General features: G+C 43.6%; 18 protein-coding genes and 1 pseudogene. 3 read left to right on the top strand and 16 right to left on the bottom strand.

The window, feature by feature from the left end; translation table 11 throughout:
• Positions 1 to 193: 193 nt before the first annotated feature.
• The 3 genes from M1J35_RS19175 to M1J35_RS19185 all read right to left on the bottom strand — a co-directional run bounded on the left by M1J35_RS19175 (position 194) and on the right by M1J35_RS19185 (position 1,915).
• Positions 194 to 1,039 (bottom strand): permease prefix domain 1-containing protein, encoded by an 846-nt coding sequence (locus M1J35_RS19175; protein ID WP_254651974.1) that lies wholly within the window; start codon positions 1,037 to 1,039, stop codon positions 194 to 196.
• Complete coding sequence (locus M1J35_RS19180) at positions 1,026 to 1,376, bottom strand: PadR family transcriptional regulator (RefSeq protein ID WP_061809375.1); 351 nt, start codon at positions 1,374 to 1,376, stop codon at positions 1,026 to 1,028. Before M1J35_RS19180 ends, M1J35_RS19175 begins: the two co-directional genes overlap by 14 nt.
• A 119-nt stretch (positions 1,377 to 1,495) precedes the next feature.
• Positions 1,496 to 1,915, bottom strand: coding sequence for an SRPBCC family protein (locus tag M1J35_RS19185; RefSeq protein ID WP_034756812.1), 420 nt, complete (start codon positions 1,913 to 1,915; stop codon positions 1,496 to 1,498).
• A gap of 372 nt (positions 1,916 to 2,287) precedes the next feature.
• On the opposite strand from M1J35_RS19185, the gene M1J35_RS19190 reads away from it, so the two are divergent.
• Positions 2,288 to 3,271: a phosphotransferase enzyme family protein gene (locus M1J35_RS19190; protein WP_254651975.1), complete on the top strand. Its 984-nt coding sequence runs from the start codon at positions 2,288 to 2,290 to the stop codon at positions 3,269 to 3,271.
• Between the two features lie 52 nt (positions 3,272 to 3,323).
• Here M1J35_RS19190 and M1J35_RS19195 read toward each other — a convergent pair whose 3' ends face one another.
• The 8 genes from M1J35_RS19195 to M1J35_RS19230 form a co-directional block, all read right to left on the bottom strand.
• Complete coding sequence (locus tag M1J35_RS19195) at positions 3,324 to 3,866, bottom strand: ribonuclease FAU-1 family protein (RefSeq protein ID WP_254651976.1); 543 nt, start codon at positions 3,864 to 3,866, stop codon at positions 3,324 to 3,326.
• A 4-nt stretch (positions 3,867 to 3,870) separates the two neighbouring features.
• Positions 3,871 to 4,269: a VOC family protein gene (locus tag M1J35_RS19200; RefSeq protein ID WP_034756807.1), complete on the bottom strand. Its 399-nt coding sequence runs from the start codon at positions 4,267 to 4,269 to the stop codon at positions 3,871 to 3,873.
• Positions 4,270 to 4,365: 96 nt separating this feature from the next.
• On the bottom strand, positions 4,366 to 4,572 hold the full coding sequence (locus M1J35_RS19205; RefSeq protein ID WP_229593778.1) for a hypothetical protein: 207 nt from the start codon (positions 4,570 to 4,572) through the stop codon (positions 4,366 to 4,368).
• 62 nt (positions 4,573 to 4,634) lie between these two features.
• A complete protein-coding gene (locus M1J35_RS19210; RefSeq protein ID WP_254651977.1) occupies positions 4,635 to 5,297 on the bottom strand; it encodes an AraC family transcriptional regulator in 663 nt (220 codons plus the stop codon).
• Positions 5,298 to 5,325: 28 nt separating this feature from the next.
• On the bottom strand, positions 5,326 to 5,994 hold the full coding sequence (locus M1J35_RS19215) for an HAD family hydrolase (protein WP_254653806.1): 669 nt from the start codon (positions 5,992 to 5,994) through the stop codon (positions 5,326 to 5,328).
• Positions 5,995 to 6,038: 44 nt separating this feature from the next.
• Positions 6,039 to 6,422, bottom strand: a complete 384-nt coding sequence (locus tag M1J35_RS19220; RefSeq protein WP_254651978.1) for a hypothetical protein — start codon at positions 6,420 to 6,422, stop codon at positions 6,039 to 6,041.
• Between the two features lie 29 nt (positions 6,423 to 6,451).
• Positions 6,452 to 6,673 (bottom strand): hypothetical protein, encoded by a 222-nt coding sequence (locus M1J35_RS19225; RefSeq protein ID WP_254651979.1) that lies wholly within the window; start codon positions 6,671 to 6,673, stop codon positions 6,452 to 6,454.
• A 47-nt stretch (positions 6,674 to 6,720) separates the two neighbouring features.
• The gene (locus tag M1J35_RS19230; RefSeq protein ID WP_254651980.1) at positions 6,721 to 7,062 is read right to left on the bottom strand and encodes a hypothetical protein; all 342 of its coding nucleotides are present in this window, start codon (positions 7,060 to 7,062) and stop codon (positions 6,721 to 6,723) included.
• Between the two features lie 394 nt (positions 7,063 to 7,456).
• Here M1J35_RS19230 and M1J35_RS19235 point away from each other — a divergent pair, with 394 nt between their 5' ends.
• Positions 7,457 to 10,489: an efflux RND transporter permease subunit gene (locus M1J35_RS19235; RefSeq protein ID WP_254651981.1), complete on the top strand. Its 3,033-nt coding sequence runs from the start codon at positions 7,457 to 7,459 to the stop codon at positions 10,487 to 10,489.
• Between the two features lie 234 nt (positions 10,490 to 10,723).
• Here M1J35_RS19235 and M1J35_RS19240 read toward each other — a convergent pair whose 3' ends face one another.
• Positions 10,724 to 11,149 (bottom strand): VOC family protein, encoded by a 426-nt coding sequence (locus tag M1J35_RS19240; protein WP_254651982.1) that lies wholly within the window; start codon positions 11,147 to 11,149, stop codon positions 10,724 to 10,726.
• Positions 11,150 to 11,165: 16 nt separating this feature from the next.
• Complete coding sequence (locus tag M1J35_RS19245) at positions 11,166 to 11,975, bottom strand: class I SAM-dependent methyltransferase (protein ID WP_224521037.1); 810 nt, start codon at positions 11,973 to 11,975, stop codon at positions 11,166 to 11,168.
• A gap of 189 nt (positions 11,976 to 12,164) precedes the next feature.
• Here M1J35_RS19245 and mraY point away from each other — a divergent pair, with 189 nt between their 5' ends.
• Positions 12,165 to 13,115: a phospho-N-acetylmuramoyl-pentapeptide-transferase gene (mraY, locus tag M1J35_RS19250; RefSeq protein ID WP_254651983.1), complete on the top strand. Its 951-nt coding sequence runs from the start codon at positions 12,165 to 12,167 to the stop codon at positions 13,113 to 13,115.
• 101 nt (positions 13,116 to 13,216) lie between these two features.
• Here mraY and M1J35_RS19255 read toward each other — a convergent pair whose 3' ends face one another.
• From M1J35_RS19255 to M1J35_RS22860, 3 genes and pseudogenes are all read right to left on the bottom strand, one after another.
• Positions 13,217 to 20,764: a carboxypeptidase regulatory-like domain-containing protein gene (locus tag M1J35_RS19255; protein WP_254651984.1), complete on the bottom strand. Its 7,548-nt coding sequence runs from the start codon at positions 20,762 to 20,764 to the stop codon at positions 13,217 to 13,219.
• Positions 20,765 to 20,903: 139 nt separating this feature from the next.
• Complete coding sequence (locus tag M1J35_RS19260; protein WP_254651985.1) at positions 20,904 to 21,515, bottom strand: histidine phosphatase family protein; 612 nt, start codon at positions 21,513 to 21,515, stop codon at positions 20,904 to 20,906.
• Between the two features lie 153 nt (positions 21,516 to 21,668).
• Positions 21,669 to 21,896: pseudogene (locus M1J35_RS22860) on the bottom strand (cyclase).
• Position 21,897: the final 1 nt, after the last annotated feature.

The raw sequence follows: 21,897 nt of genomic DNA on the forward strand, positions 1-21,897 counted from the left end.
TCCCCTTCTCCATCAATGTTATTTGATTTTAGCAGTACTGCATGGGAAGAAACAGTCTATAATGAATTTTTTTAGCGTGGTATAATAGAAGTAGGAAGAGAAGTTTAGTTTGTAGAAAACCTACGAATAAAGATGATAAAAGCTCAGAGATCATTGCTCTGAGCTTCTTTAAATACAACTTCATATTGGTCATTCAGCTAAACGTGTTATGCTTCTTTAACTCTCGTTTTAAGCTTTTTCTCCCCACAACGTAATAAACCAAATACCCCAAGACATTGAACAAAGCAAACACCACTATCCACCCAATATTTAATCTTCTATGATGATAAGCATTAACCGTTGCCCAAATCGTAAACAATGTGATATAAATCGCCATTCCCGAGAACAAGATGATCGACATCAAATCGCTCATATGTCTTGTTTCCATTTCCACATACCACTGTTTTCCATCCCCGTTTCCATATGGAAAGAAATCAGCCTGAAGCCATTTTGGACTCCACACTTTTTGTTCGTAACGGTATTCCGGCTTTGTATCCCTGACATAATCAAATACCATATTAGTATTCTTAACACTGCTTACATCATAAATTTCAACATTTGCGATTTGATCCGTCCCTTCTATTAAGCTATTTATTTTATTTTTCATGTCATCAGAAACGCTGGTTTTATCCTGTAGGATAGTTGAAACTTGTGTAGCTACTTCAGAATTTTCATTCGCATTTTCTTCTTCAAGTGACCATAAATATCCGAATGCAGACACGGTAAAAAGAAGGACAACCAGTGCAAGGTAAAGGACCCATTTAGCGAAAGTTTTTTGAGCCTTGAAGAGCTGTCCTACAATCGAACGCATCTCCTGTTCCCCGCCGAAACGTTCAATGGCCACATCAATGGCTTCTTGCTCACCCATCCCTTCGGCTCTTAGTTCATGAACTGCCTCCAGTAAGTGACTTTTCATCTCAGCCTTCAATTCCTGAATTTCTTTTCTGTTCCCCCCGATATGTTGATAAACAGAATCTACATATGCATCAATCTGTCTCAAGGTTCTCTCCCCCTTCAATAAAGGTATCAATGATTTTCTTTACAAATTGCCACTCTCTGCGCTTCTCTTCAAACCCCTCTTCGCCTATTTGGGTAAGCGTATAATACTTCCTTCTTCCGCCCGGCCCCTGCTCATCACCCCAGTAAGAAGAGATCCACTGGTTTTTTTCCAGCCTTTTCAATGATAAATAAAGCGTACCTTCTTTTAATTCAAATTGATCTTCGCTTTTTTCACGAACCGTTTTCGCCAGCTCATATCCATACATATCACGGCTATTCAGAAGCGAGAGAATCAATGTATCGATATGACCTTTTAAGACCTCTTTATTAATTTCCAAATTTTACACCCCCTTACATATTTATATAATATATTACCTAATAATGCAAGGTATTCATTTATATAAAAATCATCCTTCAGTGACAGGATGATTTTTGTTAAATGGGCTATCATTCAGATTTATTTAACAAGCGATGCCCTAAGGTTCACACCATACTCCATGTACCCCTTCAAGCATGTTAGCATATATACCCAGCCTTCTTTATTGTCTACTAATTCGTTGATAACATGCTCATTGTCCTTATCGAACCCTTCTTCTTTAACCCCTACGATTGTGCTGCCTGTTTCTTCAGTAAAAGATATGGTTACTTTGTGGTTTCCTGCCCACTCGAAGACAATCTTCTTTTCTTCTTGGATTTCTACTATGTGTATATCACCCTGAGCGTCATACTCTTCATATCTCAACGTAACCGTCTTTCCTTCCTCCCACCTTTCAGAGCTTGAAGAAAACCAGAACCCTCCTATTTTTTCGGGATCAACAAATGCCTCGAAGATTTCATGTGCCGGCTTTTGAATTTTCATTTTAGTAATATTATTCATGGATCATCCACCCGCTTTCATTTTATTTACTACTCATTATACCTCATACTCACCCATTCGAAATCCCTTGATTTGCCAATCTTATAAATGGTATAATTTTCATACTGATAACGAAGGGAGTGAGATGACGCAATGACTAATTTCATGAAGATAACCTTGGAGAATGATATGGATTGCCCTCTCACTCATACGGATACAATGTGAAAATAGAATGAGTATGGCAACATCTGCTTATGATGAAGAACGAAATCTTTAGCCACAGGGTTAATTTATATACCCTGTGGCTTTTTATATTTCGCTTTTTACAGCAATATCTTCTCCAGTTTTTCTTCTCAAATGGATGACCAAACAAAATGAGGAGTTGACTGTTTTATGTTGAAGCTGAAATATCTTTTTAACAACGAAGACCTGGCAGAAATGTTGGTAAGGAATTGGGAATGTGATGGACAATCACCTGACGTGTTCACAACCTACAGAATATCATCGAATGCTACTTATTCTTTTCATTTCAATGGAAAGACCCAGTTTCTCAGATTTGCCCCAACATCAGAGAAGTACTTGGAAAACCTTCTCGCGGAACTTGATTTTATTTCTTATCTTCGTTCAAAGGAATATGGCGTATTAGAAGCTGTGGAATCAAAAAGCGGAGAGAAGTTGGTTGAAGTTCAAACACCATGGGGTGAGTACTATGCTACCGTGTTCAAACAGGTACCAGGTGTACCCATTAGCGAGACTGATCTGAATAATCATATTATCTTCACTTATGGAAAATCATTAGGAAAACTTCATCGATTGTCCAGTGAGTATCATCCTGTTCAATCCGACAGGTGGTCCTATTGCGATATCCTCACTTCCATTGAGACGATTCTGATGGATCTTCCTCATGAAACATTAGCGATAAAAGAGACAAAGTTATTACAAGAGTATTTTAAATCCATTCCTAGATTAAAGAGCAATTTTGGATTGATTCATTATGACTTTGAATACGACAATGTGTTTTATGATGCACAATCTCAATCTTGTTATGTCATAGATTTTGATGATGCAATGTATCATTGGTATGTAATGGACATTGAGCGGACACTTGATAGTTTGCAAGACTGCATTCTGCCTGAATTGTTCCAGGAGAAAAAAGAATGCTTCCTGGATGGGTATCGAACCGAATTTGAAATCCAGGATGATATGATGGCATTACTTCCGGCTTTCAAGAGGTTTGCCGATTTATACGGGTATGTACGTATTTTGAAATCAACAGAAGATCAGTGGAACCATGAACCGGAATGGTTAGTGGGCTTGAGAGGACGTTTAATGGAGGCATTGAAGAATAAATCAAGGTATTTCGGAATGAATTTATAACATAAAAAGGGTGTCTGGCTCGATGTGTTGAGGGTCAGACACCTTTACTCTGTTACTTAAGTTCGTTCTCCAACATTCTTTTATGTTCTTGAGTCAGTGTCATTAATCTAAACTCATCATTATCTAACTGACTCATAATTTCTTTCACTTCATTGAGTGCTATATCATATTTCTCCTTAGAGATCGTTCCATTTTTATACGCCTGTTCCAGATCATCCTCATCCAAGAGAAAGATCTCACCTGATGGTAGCACCACAATATCCAAGTAGAGGTCATCCATCCACGGAACACCGTCCTCCACTCCATTTTCCAGGCATATATCTATGTACCACTGGACTATCTCTCCATTTTCATCAAACATGGAAGTGACGGAATGATTTTTTTCCAAAGGAAAGTGCTGAAGCCACATATATCCGTTATCAACGATGCACACATCTCTGTCTCCGTATTGGGTGATTAAAGGTTCCTTCACTTTCACTGTGTTCAGCAGAGTGATATACCCTTGGAATTCCTTCGTGTGAAGATATGTTTGAGCGTATTTCCTTTGTTCTATTCTCTTCCAATCAGCACGGTTTCCGTATTTTCTTTTGAGCATAAAATCAGTTAGGCAGATTCAGCTGCCACGAAACGCCAAAACGGTCATTCAGCCAGCCAAATTTTTTACTGAATCCGTAATCTCCAAGTGGCATAAGCGCTTGACCACCTTCACTCAGCTTCTCATAGATCGTCTCAAGTTCTTCTTCCGTATCGCATGTAAGGAATATGGAGAAAGAAGGTGTGAAGTCAAACTGATGCTTCACATTGCTGTCAATGCACATAAACTCTTGTCCCTTCAACGTGAACGTCGCCTGCATGACCGTCCCTTCATCTCCACTATCATTTGCACCATAGCGAGCTATGTTAGTAATGGAAGAATCCTCAATCAGAGAGGTGTAAAAGTTCATTGCTTCCTCGGCATCCCGGTTTTGGAACATTAAGAATGGTGTAACCTTGTTCATAGTGGATCTTCTCCTTTTCATCTATTTTCTTAAGTATCATTCAACATTTATCATTATATCCAATCGCTCTTTTAAATTCACACAACATTTACTTCGCTAGTCAGTCATCCCTAATAGGTCAGCCACAATATCCGCACTTCCCGGGGTAAACATGAAAATAGAGAGGCCAATCAACACAGCCCCCATAACACCGTAGACAAACACTCTTGGCTTTAGGAATGAACCCTGCTTAGACGCCTGCAAACCAGCACGGAAAATGAGAAAAACCCCTATAAATAGAATAGCAAAATAATAAACTCCCATTAAATCACCTCGTTAAAGTTTTAAACGACTAAAAAGAATTGGACACATTTAAACTAAAGAAGTCATCGAATTTCACGACAATCCTCAATCAATTTAAAGTATTGAGTATCCCCCAACCCATACGCTCTAAAATTCTCAATCAAAAGCGATACCAGCTTCTCTATCGGAACATCCGGATGCTTCTGGATATACACCATCAGTTCACTATCCTTCTCCTGGTAGTTTAAATAAAGCTCAACTCCCTTTTTTAAAGGCTCTAGCACAATGTCCTCAGGCACCGTTCGATGAATCATCACTTTTTCGTAAATGGCCGCATACCCCTTCGCCTCTAAGCTATACTTTTTCACTGGCATATACTGATGATCTACAAGATGCAGCTCAATTGATCCTCTATACTCCCTCTGTTCCAGCCAAGCGAGTATCGTCAGTACATTCATTTGACAGAACATATCTTCATCAAACCACAAGGCAATAGTGTCCACACTCTCATGAAAGAGTGGCTCCAACGGCTTCAGGGTGATGTCAGTATATTGATTCCGCGTTACATGATGAACCTTCGAACGCATCTCAATAAACTCATCTGAAAATATGTTTTCGCACGTCTCTCCCCAACACATGGCTTCGTTAAATGGAATCATCTCTTCTGATTTAAGAAACCCAGTCTCTTTGAAACGTTTGTACATCTCTGTTCCATTTAGGATATGGATCGATTTATGTTGGATCACTTGGATACCCCTTTTCAAATGAACGATTTCATTTAATACCTTGCTTTTTTGCAGGAAACAGCATTTTTAATTCCAGTAAATCCTCAATGATCACATCAGCCTGAGCAAGCTCCTCTTCCCGGGCAAAATCAAAACGACAGCCAATGGAAATCAACCCATTGTCCTTCGCCGCATGAATATCCGATAACCGGTCCCCTACCACAACTCCACTCGTCATCTCGTATTTATCCACAATATGCCGGACTAAATCTGATTTATTCAGAGATTCAATATGCTGAATACTGAATGTCTCCGTTATCCATTGGTCCAGGTCATAATAATCAACAATAGCGTTTAAGTATTCAATTAATCCGTTACTGGCTATGTAAAGGCTGAATCCATTTTCTTTTAAATGACTGAAAACCTCCTGAACATGAGGATATAGGGCCCCTTTTCCATTCCTTATATTCTGAATTAATCTCTCAAGGAAAAAGGCATCGGTCTGCTCTCTTTCTTCAAGAGAATGGTCAGGCAGCAGTACCTCCCATACCTTTGGCAGAGGAACACCCATAATCTCCCGGTATTTCTCAATCGGGGTTTCCTCATCCCACTTGCCTTCTGACCGTAATCGTTCATAGGCATCATCCAGAGAGACTTCTAATATTTTGTCTGTTTGAAAGAGTGTTCCATCCATATCGAAGATCAATGATTGTGTCATTATAAATGTTCCTTTCTCTTTGTCATCGTGCAAAATCGTTCTCCTCACAACCCAGTAACATTATCAAAAACGGCAGGCTCCCCATCCACTAAAACATGAATGACGTCTTGCCCTTGATCTCTTGTTAAATAATAGACATGTTGCCCCACAACATTCTCTTTTGACGCGGAGGTGTTGAACTTGATCGTGACCGTATCATCTTTTGACTCCACCTCTGTTTCTACTTCCCCACTTGATTGAAATACGATATATGAACCTTTTTTTCCTTCATCCATCAGCTGGAGTGTGTATTCCGGTTCGATTTTATTTTGTACATCAGCTGGGACAGTTTTCACTTTACTGAAGCTTAAGGTTGACGAATCCTTTGATGAACTGCATGCGGTTAATATCGAGAGCACTAAAATGGCTAAGACTATGATCCTCTTCATTCTCACACTTCTCCTCTGTAAGAATACGATTATTTCTCATATGCATACATAACGATTTCCATTCCACTATGTGTCTTACGCCAATCGTAGACGACGATGACCTCTTTCCCATTACGATTTTCGACCTCTTTTTTAAATTCCTTTACTGTCTCATCAATGATCATTTTTTTATGATCATACTTTCCTGAATTCACTTCTTTCCTCGCATCATAGACGATGGAATAGTCAATTAATTTATTTGGGATATTCATAGATTGTCGTCTCTTTTCTTATTATTATGTAAATCATGCAATCACCATTAGCTTTCACTTTGTTTAGTTGATTGAAATAATCCTTTATATGTTGCCGTTAGCAACACCATGGTATAGAGAAGGAAATAAAATAATTTAGACGTGATCATAAGTGGTTCATCTAAAGAATAAGCCAGAAAAACACTGGACAGGATGAAAATACAATATGCCCAGAACCAAAGTTTGGCACGCTCCATTTTCTTTTGAAAGTACAGAAGCATCGGTTCAGTAAATGCGAAAATTAATAATACAATTCGCACATGTGTGTAGGGCTCATACACGAAAAAACTGATCACGATTCCAATCGCAGCAAGGAGATTAATCCAATTAGAAGCTTTTAAATCTTTCATAATCAATCCCCCTCTACATATGTCGGCTTCATTTAAAATTTTTTTCTTATTCCTTTAATCCATTAAATTCCAATTATTCCAAAAAATCTTCAAATAAACAATCGGTTTATAAAACTTTTGCTTACATGAAATACCCTATTCCCACTTCTTACCATTCATACTATAATACTATATTGTGACAGGAATATTTTTACACAGAGGATGTCCTTACATAAAATTTACAAGTTTTTAAGAATAACAGGGAGTGCTCTACAGTAAAATGAATTTTGTGACATGAGGAAATCCGCCTCAAGACCTAGGCGAATATTAGCCTGGAGGTGGCTGTGATGCAGTCCGTATTACAGTATCTTTAAAAAGAAGGTTAAAAGCCAAATCAGTATTAGGGGGGAAACACATGCAAACTTTAACCAATTGGGTATTCCGCAATAAGGCAGCCATGACACTATTTATCATCATCACATTGCTTCTCGGCATCATCAGTTATTTCCGTCTGCCTATGGAATTTCTGCCTGAAGCGGATAATCCACAAGTGACCGTCGTCACCCTGGGACAGGGGTATGACGCCGGATCCATGACAACGAACATCACGGAACCCGTGGAGCAGTCGGTCTCATCCATATCGGGAAAAACATCCATCCTGTCCACCACCGGAGAAGGATATTCCCAAGTGACCATCAACTTCGATTCAAAAAGCGACATGAAGGAAGCCAAAAACAAGGTGGAAGAAGCGATCAAAGGAATCCAGCTTCCAGAGGGAGTCGGGCAACCGCAAATCTCCCAGCTGAATACTTCGATGATTCCGATCAGTCAGGTGTCGGTGACATTTGATGACGGATTGACGAAAAAGAATCTTGACCTTGTCAATGATGAGTTCAAACCGCTCTTTGAAAATAAGGGTTCATTGTCTCAGGTAAGCATTGCCGGAGAAAACAGCCCGCGGGTCCAAATCAATCTTGATCACGACAAACTGGAGAAGTTACATATCCCGGTTAACGCAGTGATGGGCGTACTGCAAGGGCAGGATGTTTCCGCCTCTGCGGGAAGTACAACGATTGACGGCCAGAAAAGTACGATCAACGTCACGGACAATCTGACATCCGTTGATGCGTTGAAGAACTTGCCGGTACCACTGCAGGCCCCGAATGCTCCTGCAGTCAAATTGAAAGACATCGCAACCGTTGAAAAAGTGAAAGCGGAAAACACCATCACCCGTGTCAATGGGAAAGAAGCTTTGGCATTCGTCCTATTCAAAGAAAGCGATGCAAGTGCCGTTACCGCTGGTGAAGATGTAAAAGATACGGTCGATCAAATCAACAAGGACTATAAAGGTGTGGAAGCAACCGCACTATTTACCACCGGGGATATGGTAGAGAATTCGGTGAACAGCATGGTTCGCGAAGTAGCACTTGGTGCTCTGTTCGCAACGCTTGTCATTCTGTTGTTCCTAAGAAAATTCAAGCCGACCCTGATTACCGTCGTTTCCATTCCATTGTCACTCTGTATCACACTATTCCTGCTCTGGTTATCCGGAGTCACCCTGAACATCCTTACACTGGGAGGAGTCGCGGTGGCCGTCGGTCGACTGGTCGATGACAGCATCGTCGTCGTCGAGAATATTTTCCGGCGTAGCCAGAATGAGAAGCTTTCCAAACAGAATGTCCTGCTCGCAACAAAGGAAGTTTCCCGTGCGATTACGTCATCCACTCTCATTACAGTCGCCGTATTCCTGCCGATGGGACTCGTCAACGGATCGTTGAAAGCGTTCCTGCTTCCATTCGGTTTGACTGTTACGTATTCATTGCTCGCATCACTGCTTGTAGCCGTTACGGTCGTGCCATTATTAAGCCGAGGTATGTTGAAAAATACAACCTTGCCAAAACACAACACGCCGCACCGCTATGTGAATGTGCTGCGTTGGTCACTCAATCATAAATGGATTCCCATCCTGTTGGCCATTCTTGTATTCGGGGGATCCATCGCTCTTTATATCACGTTACCGAAAGCTGCTACGAGTGCAAATGACGCCTCTTTTGTTGCTGTCACCATGGAGTTCCCGAGTGATACACCAGAAGAGACAATCAAAGACCGCACGATGAAATTCGAAGACACATTATCAAGTTTTGAAGGATACGATTACCTGATCACCCAGTACGGTGCAAGTGAAGAAAACGCCGAATACGGAGCCGTGAGTGATCCAAACACAGCGGTATATACCGTCATCATGAAAGAAGGATCCGATGCAGAATCCTTCATCGAAGAAGTGAATGAAACAAAGAAGGATGAAAAAGGTGTGACGATCACGGCATCACCATCCTCCATCTTCGGAGGCTCATCCAACTCAAGCATTACTTATGACGTCGTCGGAAATGACTCAAATGAACTTCTGACCACATCCAAAACCATCATGGATAAGATCAAAGATGTAGACGGAGTGAAGAAAGTCTCAAGCAACCAGGAGAAAACGTCACCTGTCTTCACCGTAAACGTCAACACGGAGAAAGCGAATGCCCAGCAAACGGCCATGCAAATCCGTTCATTACTGAATCCACAGCCGATCGGGGCCATCAACCTGGATGATGTAACGACACCTGTATTTCTGGACGCAGGCGTCAATCCTGAATCAACGTCAGATTTGAAAGACTTGACGATTGCCACAAACTCAGGCATCCAGCCTCTTACGGAAGTGGCTTCCATCACGGAAGAAGAAAAACCAAGTACCGTCCTGCATAAAGATGGTGACTTATATGTCCGGATCACGGCAGAGGTAAAACCTGAAGAGCTTTCGGTCATTTCGAAAAATATCGGTACCGAAATCAAGGATATCGACCTGCCAAAAGGCGTTTCCCTTGATACCGGCGGCGCCGCTGCCCAGCAGGCCGACGACTTTAAGGACCTTGGCATGACGATGCTTGCTTCCATCATGATCGTCTACCTGATCATGGTCCTGACCTTTAAGACGTTGAAAGCACCACTCGCGATTCTCATCACGCTGCCACTCGCCTCAATCGGGGCAGTTCTCGGACTGTTGATTGCCCGCGTCCCTGCAGACGCCACGGCTCTAATTGGAGCGTTGATGCTGATCGGAATTGTTGTGACAAACGCTATCGTCTTGATTGACCGCGTGAAGCAGAATGAGGAAACGATGATCATTCGTGACTCGATCCTGGAAGCGTGCGGCACCCGTCTCCGTCCGGTCATCATGACGGCGATTGCCACCATCTGTGCCATGTTTCCCCTTCTCTTTGGTCACACGGAAGATGGAAGTCTCGTGTCGAAATCACTTGCCGTTGTCGTCATCGGAGGTCTTGCCGGTGCCACGGTGCTGACGCTTGTGGTTGTTCCTGTGTTTTATGAATTGCTGTATTTCAGTAAATCAAAGCGCCAACGTGCTCAGCAGTTGGAGAGTGAGGAGAAAGTAGCACAATAATTTTAAAAAGGTGCTTATCCTGTTCTGGATAAGCACCTTTTTTGTTAGGTTAAAGTAATTTCGATCTTAACCTAGAACCGTGGTGCATTCAGCGGTTGAATAACCTCTGTTAATCAGCTGCTGAGTTAATTGGAATATTCAACTGCTGATTCTTGCCGAATATTCAGCAGCTGAACCCGCAAACCTCAACCATAAAAAAAACCACACCCCTCAGATGTGGCCCACCCATCTATATCACTTTGATTCCGAAACTAAATACTTTTCCCTAAACGTCGGACTTAGTTCACTCCACACATCAAACTTATTCCCATCCACATCATAAAAAACAAAATTCCTCCCAGAGTGACCCCTGTCCTCAATCTCTCCAACCTTCATCCCGCGATGAATAAAATCCCCTCGTACATTTTCCAGAGCCTCTAACCCATCCACTTCAAATGTTAAAGAAAAGCGTTCCTTACCATGGACATCTATAAAGTTAGCACTCTCGTTTTCTTTTGATTTCACAAGAAAGATACTTTGGTTGGCAAGATTCAATATAGCCTTATCTTCATCCTTGTAATTTAATTCTGCCTCCAATTTGGTTACGTACCATTCCGAAGAACGTTCCACGTCAGCCACTGGAATATAGGTAGTTCCGACCCTTAACAATTTTTCGTTCATCTAAAATCCCTCCATTTTATTTTTTCCGGCCGATATAAAGCAAGTGAGAAGAAATGCCAAGGATATAAGGATCTGTTGCTCTTTCGATAATCAAATCAATGATTTTCCTTACTTCCTCTTCTCCTTTTTCTCTCCAGTAATTCCAATTGCCTTGATTCAAAACAGTGCCTGAATTGGAACCAATCAGGTCGATTGTTTCAAACCCGTTCTCTTCCATAAAAGGATTGATGTCTTCTATTTCGAAATAATAGGCTCCTGTAAATCGCCCTTCATCTGCGTGATGAAAGCATCCTGATTGGGAAAATTGCAGTATATTATCCATCTCATCATGAGGCCTCCAATGGTCAGGGGATAGGAGCGATGTGAGAATGTGTCTGATCCTCGGCATAAACGCAACAAAGACCAATCCATCTTTTTTCGTCACTCGATTTAATTCTTTCACTGCTCTTATACGGTCGTTTTCTTCCTGCAGATGGTACATGGGACCAAGCATGAGGGAAGAGTCGAACTGTTCATCTTCAATCATGTGAAGGTCCCTGGCATCTGCTGTATGAAACCCTTCAAACTGTTCTTCTAAATGAAGTTCCTTTGCTTTACCTTTCGCCACATCAACTAATCGAGGGGTCAAATCGATCAATGTCACCCTAAACCCAGCTTTGGCAAGTTCCATTGAATATTTTCCCGGCCCCGCTCCATTATCAAGAACAGATCCTGTACGAGGCATATATTTTTTCATGTAATGCCAATTCACCTGAAATTCAACAGGTTCACGTTCAAGTCTTCCCCATTCATCAAATTGATTGTAATACTCAATGATCTTACTCAGCACATCCACCTACATTCCACTTTTTACCTAATTATATTCGCTGCAGTTTATGTCATATCCTGCCTACTATCCACTTTTTTTGCAAGCAACATTCGATTGAGTACCTAATTCTGTAATCGATTAAAGGATATCCACACTCTTCATAGAACTATTGTATAGACGATTAAATAGAATAGGAGAAGATACAAAGTGAGAGATCAATTAATCCCGGCCATTATTGCGTTTGTTTTAGTCGCAGCTTTATCCCCTCTGTTCATTGCACTCTTAAGAAAATTAAAACTCCTGCAACCAATACGAAAAGAGCTTCCTTCCAATCATCAGATTAAAAAGGGTACACCGCTCATGTTTGGAATCATTCTCTTTATCGGAATTATCGTCTCCTTATTTTTTTCACCTACGCCCCTGATGTTTTTCTTGGCCATTACCTACATTCTATTCAGCTTCATCGGCTTCTTGGATGATTTTTGGAAAGCGTCCCGGCAAGATCCCGGCGGTGTTTCAAGTAGAACGAAGCTTATCTTCCAATTTCTATTTACGGGTACCCTGCTTTACTACTTGATGAATGAACAAGGAATAGATACGAACATCGGCATCTATCAAGATTTCTCTATCAATCTTCCAATGGCCTTATATCTCATTGTCATCACCTTGTTTATTGTCGGTTCTGCCAATGCAATTAATTTTACAGACGGATTGGACGGCCTTTTAGGGGTGGTCGCGATCCCTACCTATTTCTTCTTTTTTATGATTTCGGACAGTAGTGAGGTACAGCTTTTTTGTTTAGTGATGATTGGCTGCTTACTCGGGTTTCTCATTTATAATATCTTTCCTGCCCGGGCCTTTATGGGGGATACTGGGTCATTGGCGATAGGGGGCTCCCTTTCATTTCTTGCGGTTATTGAAAAGGTGGAGATTCTCATTCCTCTGCTATTCTTTATCTATTTTGCAGAACAGCTTTCGGTCATTCTACAGGTGGCTTCATTTAAATCGAGGGGTAAGCGAATCTTCAGAATGACTCCGATTCATTATCATTACGGGTTAAAATATGGATGGGGTGAAACGACCATTGTGACCGCTTTTGGGTTTGTTTCGTGGATTTGTACGTTTATTTGCTTTGCGTATTGGAAGTTCGTTCTCTAACCTTAGAAAATGGACGAGCATCAAAGTTTATCCATTTGACCCTGGTTTCGAATAAAACAAATATAAAAAGAGGTGCTCTCTCTCGGAGAACACCTCTTTTTTTAGTAACACATGTCATCCTCTTCTTCTACCATTTCCACCGTTGTTCTTGGACTACAGAATGAACCAAGTACTTCCAGTATAACCGGGTGAAGAATTTCAATTTCCAGGCATGCGATGAATTGAATGTTGACCTGTTCCTGGGTGAGGGTTCCTTGTTTTTCCCCACATTTGATATCGATGATGGAGCATTTCACATTCTCAGGATCGATTCCTTCAGGTAAACAACATGCGATCTTTTTATCAAAGAAGACCGGTATTTCCATCGTGCAGGTTTCTGCTTCAATTACTCTGGATTGGATGGTCAATTGAAGTGTTGCTTGGCCACGCACCTCCACATATCCCGGTGTCCCTCTTTCAAACCCGATGACCGAACATCCGGCAGGGGTTAACTGACATGATACCTGTATACCTTCTCCCCTATTCAGGAGTTCATCGACCAGCTCACTACAACCTTCGGATAACCAAATAGGTTGCGTTGCGTTATGGGTAGCAATGACCCAATCATATACTTTTTCTACTGCGATGCATTCAGGTCTCAAATTTGATGGTGGAGGGAGTACTTCTCCTAACTGAACATTCAGCACCCGATCCTCCCCTTCTTGTAGATTGATGCGCACCTCTTTCACCGGGTATCCCGGTGCCGTAAACCTGATGATGAAATTCCCAGGAGGCAGTCCTAACAAGATATAGAATCCGTTGGGATCGGTTAACGTTGAGCGAATGGGCACCTGTGATCCAATCGGAAAGATTTGAACCAGCACCTGAGAAATCGGTTCCCCCGTTTGGATATCTGTTACATATCCCCTGACGCTTGCAGGATTGTCTTCCAGCAGGAAGTTGAGGGTCCTTGTGGTTCCCCTGATGAGCGTGACCGTTTGGAACTGACTTTGATAGCCTCTCGCTCTCACAACGATGACCACCTCTCCACCAGGGAGCCCCGAAAGCGTATAGTTCCCATCCATATCCGTAAGTGTCACACCCAGTAACCGTCCATCGGTTGTAAAGGCTTGGATAAGGGCATTATCTATGGCTGCCAGAGTGCCGGCATCCCTGACATTTCCCATGATCGTGGCCGGGTTTGATTCTAGTGCTGCATTAAGAACCGCCGTTTCCCCTGGACGAAGGGTGATAGGGATTGTCTGGCTTACATATCCCTCTGCGGAGAATATGACATTGTAATCACCTGCAGGAAGCCCGGTTAGAATATACCTTCCCTCTTGATCGGTTAATGTAGATGCCACAACAATTCCTGATCCACTGATGACGGTTACGACCGCTGCCCCCAGAATTGGCGTTCCCGTCCCGGCATCCGTAACCGTGCCTGTCAGCGTGGCAGGCTGGCGTCCAAGTTCTACATCGAGAGTCCTCGTTTCTCCATTCGTCAGGAAAATCCTGAACACTTCACTCGTATAACCCTCCGCAGAGAAGACCACCCGGTACTCACGGGGATCTAGTCCGGTGATCAGGTACTCCCCTGAGCTATCGGTGAGAACAGAAGCTACCGGCAGTGTGGTCCCTACCCTGAATACTTGAACAAGTGCTGCTTGTATAGGCTGATTGTTTGCTCTGTCCCGAACTGTTCCCCTAAGAACCGCTTGTAGGTTCGAAAGACTGAAGTTAACAATTTCCGTTTCACCTGGTGACAATGTCACAACCGCTATTTGGTCTCCAAACCCATCTGCGCTTGCTACGGCCGTATATTGACCTTCTGCTAACCCGGTAATCACATAGGCTCCATTTTCATCCGTCAGGGTGCTGGTAATAAACACACCGTCTGAGTTAAAGATCCTTACAAGTGCCCCTTGAATTCCAGTCGCAGTTTGTGCATTGAAGACAGTACCTGTCATTCCAGCAGGATTTGGTTCTAAGGCTGCATTGACCGTTTCTGTCCCATTTGGGATAAGGATGACGGGGGTGATTACTGTTCCATAGCCGTCGGCAGAAATGACTACACTGTAGCTGCCGGTTGGCAAGTTACCGATGAAATACGTTCCATCGCTCGATGTCAGGGCGCTTGCAACAACAATATCTGTATTTGGTATCACCACTTTGACAAGTGCTCCGCTGATCGGATTCATAGTAACGGCATCTAGTATCGTCCCTTGAATCGTTGCAGGAAACGGCGTAAGGGCAATATCAAGTACCTCAGCTTGACCAGGTGCTAAGAAGACATTATTTACATTGATGGCGTATCCTTCAAGTTGGGCAATGACATCAAACGCTCCCTGAGGCAAACCTTCTATCAAATAATTACCGTTTTCATCCGTAAGGACCCTCCTCACTAATACACCTGTACCACTTGCATAAACTTCAATGATGACTCCAGTCAAAGGAGAACCTGTAACCGCATCCACTACATTTCCACTGAGGATGGCAGGGTTAGCCAGGAGATTAAAGTCCAGTACGGTGGTGGTGTTGGGTTGGATATTGACCTGCTGGAGCAATGCCTGATAACCCGTATTGATCGCCGCAACGGTATAGCTTCCTTCTGCCAGACCAGGAATGACATACTCCCCGTTCACATCCGTGTGTACGGTGGCGATAACGGTACCCTGACTGTCAATGACCCTGACCAGGGTATCCGATAAAGGTTGTAGGGTTTGCGCATCTCTGACCGTCCCTGTTAATGAACCCGGATTCGGTGTGAGAAGAATTTCAACATTGGTGACTCCTCCACTCATGACTTCGGCCGAAACAGCAGAAGCCCCGTAACTCGGACTGCTTCCCACCAGTACATACACCAAAGGAGAAAGAGTGGTCGTCTGGAAGAATCCATTTGAATCGGTGATGGTGGTGAAAATGATCGGACCGGTACCGGAAAGTTCACGGACGACTACCGTTGCACCGGCTATTGGAGCAAGCGTAACCGAGTCCCTTACGAAACCTTGAACGATTCCCGGGTTTGGACGTAAGGCAAAGCTCAAGAAGCTGGTTTGATCAGATGTGACGATTGCTCCCGCTGTCTCCGGACCAAATTCGGCTGCATTGGCCACGACAGTATATACTCCAGGGGTGACTCCAGCAAACGTGTACTCCCCATTTTGATTGGATAATGTAGTTTGGACGAGTATATTCGTGACATCATAAAGTTGGATGACGGCGTTGGGGATAGGGTTTCCGTTTGCAAGATTGGTAATGAAACCTTGAATCTGTCCAGGATTCGGAGAAAGACTGAGTTCAGCAAAGAGAATGTCTCCAGGTCCCCCGATAACAGACTTCGTATCTGTCCCAAATGTGGCTGCATCCGCTGTAATATTCAGTGTACCTGCCGGCAATGAGGTGAAGATGACATTTCCGTTCGCATCCGTAATACCGGTGGCAATCGTGATGTTGTTGGAATGCCGAATGGTGACGGTCGATCCTTCTATAGGAGTAGAGGTATTCTGAATCAATACCTGCACTGAAAGGGTCACAGGATTTGCGGCTAACACGTTGGTAATGGTGGTGGTTTGATTGGATTGAATGATCGCCGATACGGTGGACGACGAGTAATTCGGGGCTGTAGCTGTAACGAAATACGTCCCTGGTGCAAGTGAAGGCACTGAATATGTCCCATCAGAGTTCGCAAAGAAGCTGACAACGAGCACATTATTTTCGTTAAACACAGAGATTTGAATGTTATTGCCTGTAATTGGATTTCCGTTTGTATCTTCCACATTTCCTGTAAGCGTACCAGGATTCTCATTTAAAGCCAGATTCGCTATCGTCGATGAGTCACTTTGGACGATGGCTCCAATTTGCTCTGTCGTAAAATCCACTTTCGAGGCCGAGACGATATAGGATCCGGGAGCCAGCCCACTGACAGAATAGTTTCCGAAAACGGATGTCGTTGTCGTTGCTACAGGGATTTGGGAGATCCCGTCGATAATGACTACCGTTGCACCGGGAATGGCATCGCCAGTCGTCAGATTGGTGATCTGGCCATTGATACTTCCGGGATTCGGAATCAATGAAATATTGACGCCGGTTAAATCTTCCCCCACTCCCAGACTGATTCCGGTGATCACCTGACCAAACCCAGGTGCATCCGCCACCACAGTGAAAGACCCGCTCGGAAGATTTCCTATGACATAGTGACCAGATGCGTCAGTAAAACCAGTACCAATCAGGATATTATTTTGATCAAACACTTGAACGACAGCATTCCCGATTGGAGTTCCTACATTATCTGTCACGAGTCCGGATATAGAACCAGGATTTGGTGTGAGTGCTAAAGCGACGGTAGATGTTTGGTTTGCCAAAACCGATACCCCTGCCTGAGCTATGGAGTAGTTTGGCGCTGATGCTGACACTGTGTATGTGCCTGGTGTCAAGTTATTGAACGAGAACGTCCCATCTTGATTAACGACGACAGAATCGATCAGGACGTTGTTTACATCTCTTAATTGAATAACGGTATCTGGTACGAGAGGAGTAACCGTTCCGGTAATGGAACCCGGGTTTGGAAGCAACGACACAGAAACAGGGGTAGTTTGACCTGAAGAAACGAGTGCGCCGACTGTACCGTTCTGATAATTGGCAGCAAATACGTTCACTGTATAGTTATCCGGTGCGAGCCCTTCTACCATGAAAACCCCATTTGAATCTGTCAGTACGGTCGTAATCAAATTTCCAGAGCTGTTGATAATATTCACGCTTGCTCCTGCAATAGGGTTGCCTCCCGGACTGTCCACAACGGTTCCTGTAATCCTTCCGGGATCAGGCTCCAGGGCAACACTACCATCAGCGGTTTGGTTGGACGATACCTGCACAGATGCAGCGTTGGTCTGGAAGTTCATTGCGGATACAACCACTGTATATATTCCAGGTGCCAGCCCATTCACCACATATTGACCGTTATTGTCGGTTAGGACCGTTGCGATAATCGCCCCACTGGAATCCACCACCCGCACCTGTACGTTGGCACCGATGATCGGTGTTCCGGTTTGGGCATTGGTTACATTCCCTGCAATAGAACCGGGGTCGGATGCTAGATTAAAGTTGACAATGCTAGTGGCATTGGATGAAATCGTGACGCCCTGAGCGGCTGTTTGATAATTGGTTGCTGCCGCTACTACTGTATAATTCCCAGGGGCAAGGTTCGGAACCGTATAAGAGCCATCAGGTGCGGTCACAGTGGTGGCAACGATGATGCCTGTTCCTGTACTGATCTCCACAGTGACACTTCCACCTGCAATCGGATTATTATTGGAATCTCTTACAAATCCGGTCAATGTACCGGGATCTACATTTAAGGTAACATTCACTGTAGTGGTCTGACCATTTTCAATCATCGCCGCAACCGTTTCCGTCGTATAATTCGGTGCACTTACGACAAGGGTGTAACTTCCAGGAGGGAGTCCGGACACCATATACTGCCCATTTGCATCTGTTACCACCGAACTTATCGGGATATTGTTCTGGAAGACTGTTACTGTTGCCCCGGGAATTGCTACAGCATTAGGATCCTGAACGGTACCAGTTAACGCACCAGCGAGCCTTGATAATGCAGCATCTACAATGGTGACAGTGCTTGATATGACGACAGCACCGAGTGTTTGAGTCGCATAGCCACTTGCTATAAATAAGAGAGAATACGAACCGGGAGTGAGACTCGTGAAGGAATATTGCCCACTTCCATTCGTTGTGGTACTCGCTACAACCACATTTTGACTATTGATAGCCTGAACGGATGCGCCAGAAATAGCCGTCATGGTGTCAGCGTCAATGACCGTCCCTTGTATGGATCCTGGATTGGGGTCGAGGAAGAGGTTCGTAATGGTGGTATTTCCGGCGGTTACAATCGAAGAGACCGTCGTGGAACTATAGTTAGCAGCAAAGGACCTGACCTGATACGTTCCAGGTGCTAAATTATTGAAGGTATATTGACCACTTCCGTCAGCCGTGGTGGAAGCAATGAGCACCCCATTGGAGTCCAGGAGCTCTAAATTGGCAAATGGGATTGCATTAGTAGTGGAGGCATCACGGACTGTACCGGATATTGCACCGGGATTCGCAACAAGCGTGAAATTGACTACAGACGCCTGATTCGGTTCTGTCATCACCGCTTTTGTCTGAGATTGAAACCCTGCGGCCACAACAGAAACGTTATAGAGTCCAGGTGTCACATTAGTGAAGGAATAATTACCGGCTATGTTGGTGGTCGTGGTATCCACCACCGTACCGGAATTATTCAGAAGCTGAACGGTCGCATTATTAATGGCACCACCATTCGAAACGTTTCCTGTTATGGTACTTGGCTGAGGTACGAGGGCAATATTGCCCGTTGTCGAAGCCCCTGCCGCTGCCGTCACATTCACGCTTCCCGTCACGTAATTCGTTAATGAAGCCTGAACCGTATAGTTTCCAGGCACGACATTTGTAAACGAATAAAAACCGCTTGTATTCGTTTGTGTGGTGGCAATGACGCTCATTCCCTGCAGAAGGGAAACGGTAGCGTTCGGAAGTACCAACCCGGTTGTTTGATCCGTGATGGTCCCATTAACCGTAGCACTTTGTTGTACGGTGATCGTCACCACGGAAGTGTTGGATTGAATGGGTTTACCCGTCGATGAATCCACACCTGATGCCTGTACCCTATCTAAGTTTCTCGATCCGCTGGTTGTATAGGCACCGCTCAGAGAGAATGTTAGAGTAGCGGTGGCACCTGGATTCAGGTTTCCGACGTTCCAGGTCAGTAATTTAGTAGCTGAGTTATACGTAGTGAGCCCTTGTGATGTGGAATTCACGACAAATCCGGTAACCTGATCCGGACCGATGATGTCATCGAGAAAGATCGTGGTGGCCTGTGAAAGGCCCGTATTCGTCACAGTTACGGTACCTGTCCATGTTGCCTGCTGACCAAGGAGAACTGACTGTGGTCCGGAATTCCTTACCTTGTTGGTCGAAAGCCTCGCCCTGATGTCGGCCTGACTTGGCGTGACGGGGTCACTTAAGGCATTCGCAAACGAAAATTCTTCGTCTTCCCGTAGTGAATCCTTGTTATAATTATTTGCATTGGCAGAAGTGAAGTAAATGGCTCGCAAAGGAGATGCTTCATTTATACCTAGAAAAGAAAAAACAGTGTTTGCCGGCAAGAACCAATCAAGGAAATAATCCTGATTGCCTCCAATACTCGAATCTGCCAGCGTAACCCTTGCATAGTCAAAGTTGGTGATTGCTTGGGAAAAGTTTGGGTTCCCTCCGCCCGTCCCCTCAGCAGGGTCATTCCACGAATTGACCAGTTTCACCGTGTTTTGAATCAGACTCACTCGGTTATTCAATCCATCCACGTTAAAAAGCCAATCGTATGTCCCGGCGACACCGGTTGTATTAATCAAAACCCCCCATGCGAAATTCCTGAAACCTGTTAATTGATTATTCCGGGGATCCCCGTTCAGTCTTAATCGGAAATATACATTCGTTCCGTCGTACGCAAAGAAACCTGCAGGAAAAGTTGAATTCCCCACAATGTCTGTTGAAACCGGACTTTCATCTCCTAAGACATCAAATACGGGCGTCCCTCCCACTAAAACAGGGGTATACTGTGAATTACTGGGAAATGCCACAGAAAAAACCTCCTTTAAATGATATGATCTTTATCATCATATTAAGAAGGGGGAGAAGTTGTCTGTTCAAACGTCTACTAAAGTAAATTTAATAGTCCTTTTAACCTAAAAATGAACCTTTCTCCATTGACAATCCTGTTCACTTCATGTGGATCGTATCCCCTAACATCACCTTCTCAAAATGGTTACCGTCAAAGCGAACGATGGACAGACTTGTACCGTGAATAATGGGCGGATCCCACATTTTCTCAGGAGGGATATTCCAGAAGAATGCCATGAGCGCACGGATGACAACACCATGTGTCACAATCAGTATACGTCCTTCTGGATTTTCTGAAAGAATTCGTCCCATGGCGACTGCTACCCGTTGTTTAAAAGCCGCCAATGACTCTCCGTTGTGGTGCAGATGATTATATTTGTGTGGCCGGTTCCAGAAGTTATCGTATTCCTCCTTTCCTTTCAACTCTATTTCTTCCCTGGTTTTTCCTTCCCAGTCTCCAAATGATATTTCATTCAAATCGTCTATAATCGTGAATGAGGATTCATCGGATACTATCAATTTTGTTGTCTCTAACGCCCGCTTACTTGGGCTTACGTATATTCCGGTGAATTCAATGTCTGACAGACGCCTTCCCAAAGCGGCCGCGCTTCTGACTCCCCTTTCAGTTAAGTCGGAATTAAGAGAGCCCTGCAGACGATTTTCTACATTCCATTCCGTTGCACCGTGACGGGTTAAATAAATTTCCAGCATACAATTCCCCTCTTTCACAGAGATGATAAACAATCTTTCCTTGCTTATACAGATATATCATTCTAAGTTAATGACATTCTACTTAAATACCATGTTACCCTTTATTTAAAATAGGAAAGGTGCATTTCCGGTAAGAAATGCACCTCTTCTAATTTATCCCATTCTCTTTTTAACCATCCGTTTATGCCTCTCTTGGATGATCTTCTTATTTAGTATTCTTACTTCTCCCAATATCAGTTATCTCATATCTTCCCCGATGTACTTGGCCAGTTCTTGATCAGAGATGTCATCCCCGTCAATATCAAGACGGAACTCCTGTCCTTGAATACCACCGCCATTGGTAAAATCGATTTCAAAGTCAAATTGAACCCGCTTATCCATT

The organism is Rossellomorea sp. KS-H15a (assembly GCF_024195245.1).
Classification (GTDB): domain Bacteria; phylum Bacillota; class Bacilli; order Bacillales; family Bacillaceae_B; genus Rossellomorea; species Rossellomorea vietnamensis.

Coding starts and splice junctions, on each gene's coding strand:
- M1J35_RS19185 (WP_034756812.1), bottom strand. CDS start 1,915: ATGAATAATATTACTAAAATGAAAATTCAAAAGCCGGCACATGAAATC.
- M1J35_RS19190 (WP_254651975.1), top strand. CDS start 2,288: ATGTTGAAGCTGAAATATCTTTTTAACAACGAAGACCTGGCAGAAATG.
- M1J35_RS19195 (WP_254651976.1), bottom strand. CDS start 3,866: ATGCTCAAAAGAAAATACGGAAACCGTGCTGATTGGAAGAGAATAGAA.
- M1J35_RS19200 (WP_034756807.1), bottom strand. CDS start 4,269: ATGAACAAGGTTACACCATTCTTAATGTTCCAAAACCGGGATGCCGAG.
- M1J35_RS19205 (WP_229593778.1), bottom strand. CDS start 4,572: ATGGGAGTTTATTATTTTGCTATTCTATTTATAGGGGTTTTTCTCATT.
- M1J35_RS19215 (WP_254653806.1), bottom strand. CDS start 5,994: ATGACACAATCATTGATCTTCGATATGGATGGAACACTCTTTCAAACA.
- M1J35_RS19220 (WP_254651978.1), bottom strand. CDS start 6,422: ATGAAGAGGATCATAGTCTTAGCCATTTTAGTGCTCTCGATATTAACC.
- M1J35_RS19225 (WP_254651979.1), bottom strand. CDS start 6,673: ATGAATATCCCAAATAAATTAATTGACTATTCCATCGTCTATGATGCG.
- M1J35_RS19230 (WP_254651980.1), bottom strand. CDS start 7,062: ATGAAAGATTTAAAAGCTTCTAATTGGATTAATCTCCTTGCTGCGATT.
- M1J35_RS19235 (WP_254651981.1), top strand. CDS start 7,457: ATGCAAACTTTAACCAATTGGGTATTCCGCAATAAGGCAGCCATGACA.
- M1J35_RS19240 (WP_254651982.1), bottom strand. CDS start 11,149: ATGAACGAAAAATTGTTAAGGGTCGGAACTACCTATATTCCAGTGGCT.
- M1J35_RS19260 (WP_254651985.1), bottom strand. CDS start 21,515: ATGCTGGAAATTTATTTAACCCGTCACGGTGCAACGGAATGGAATGTA.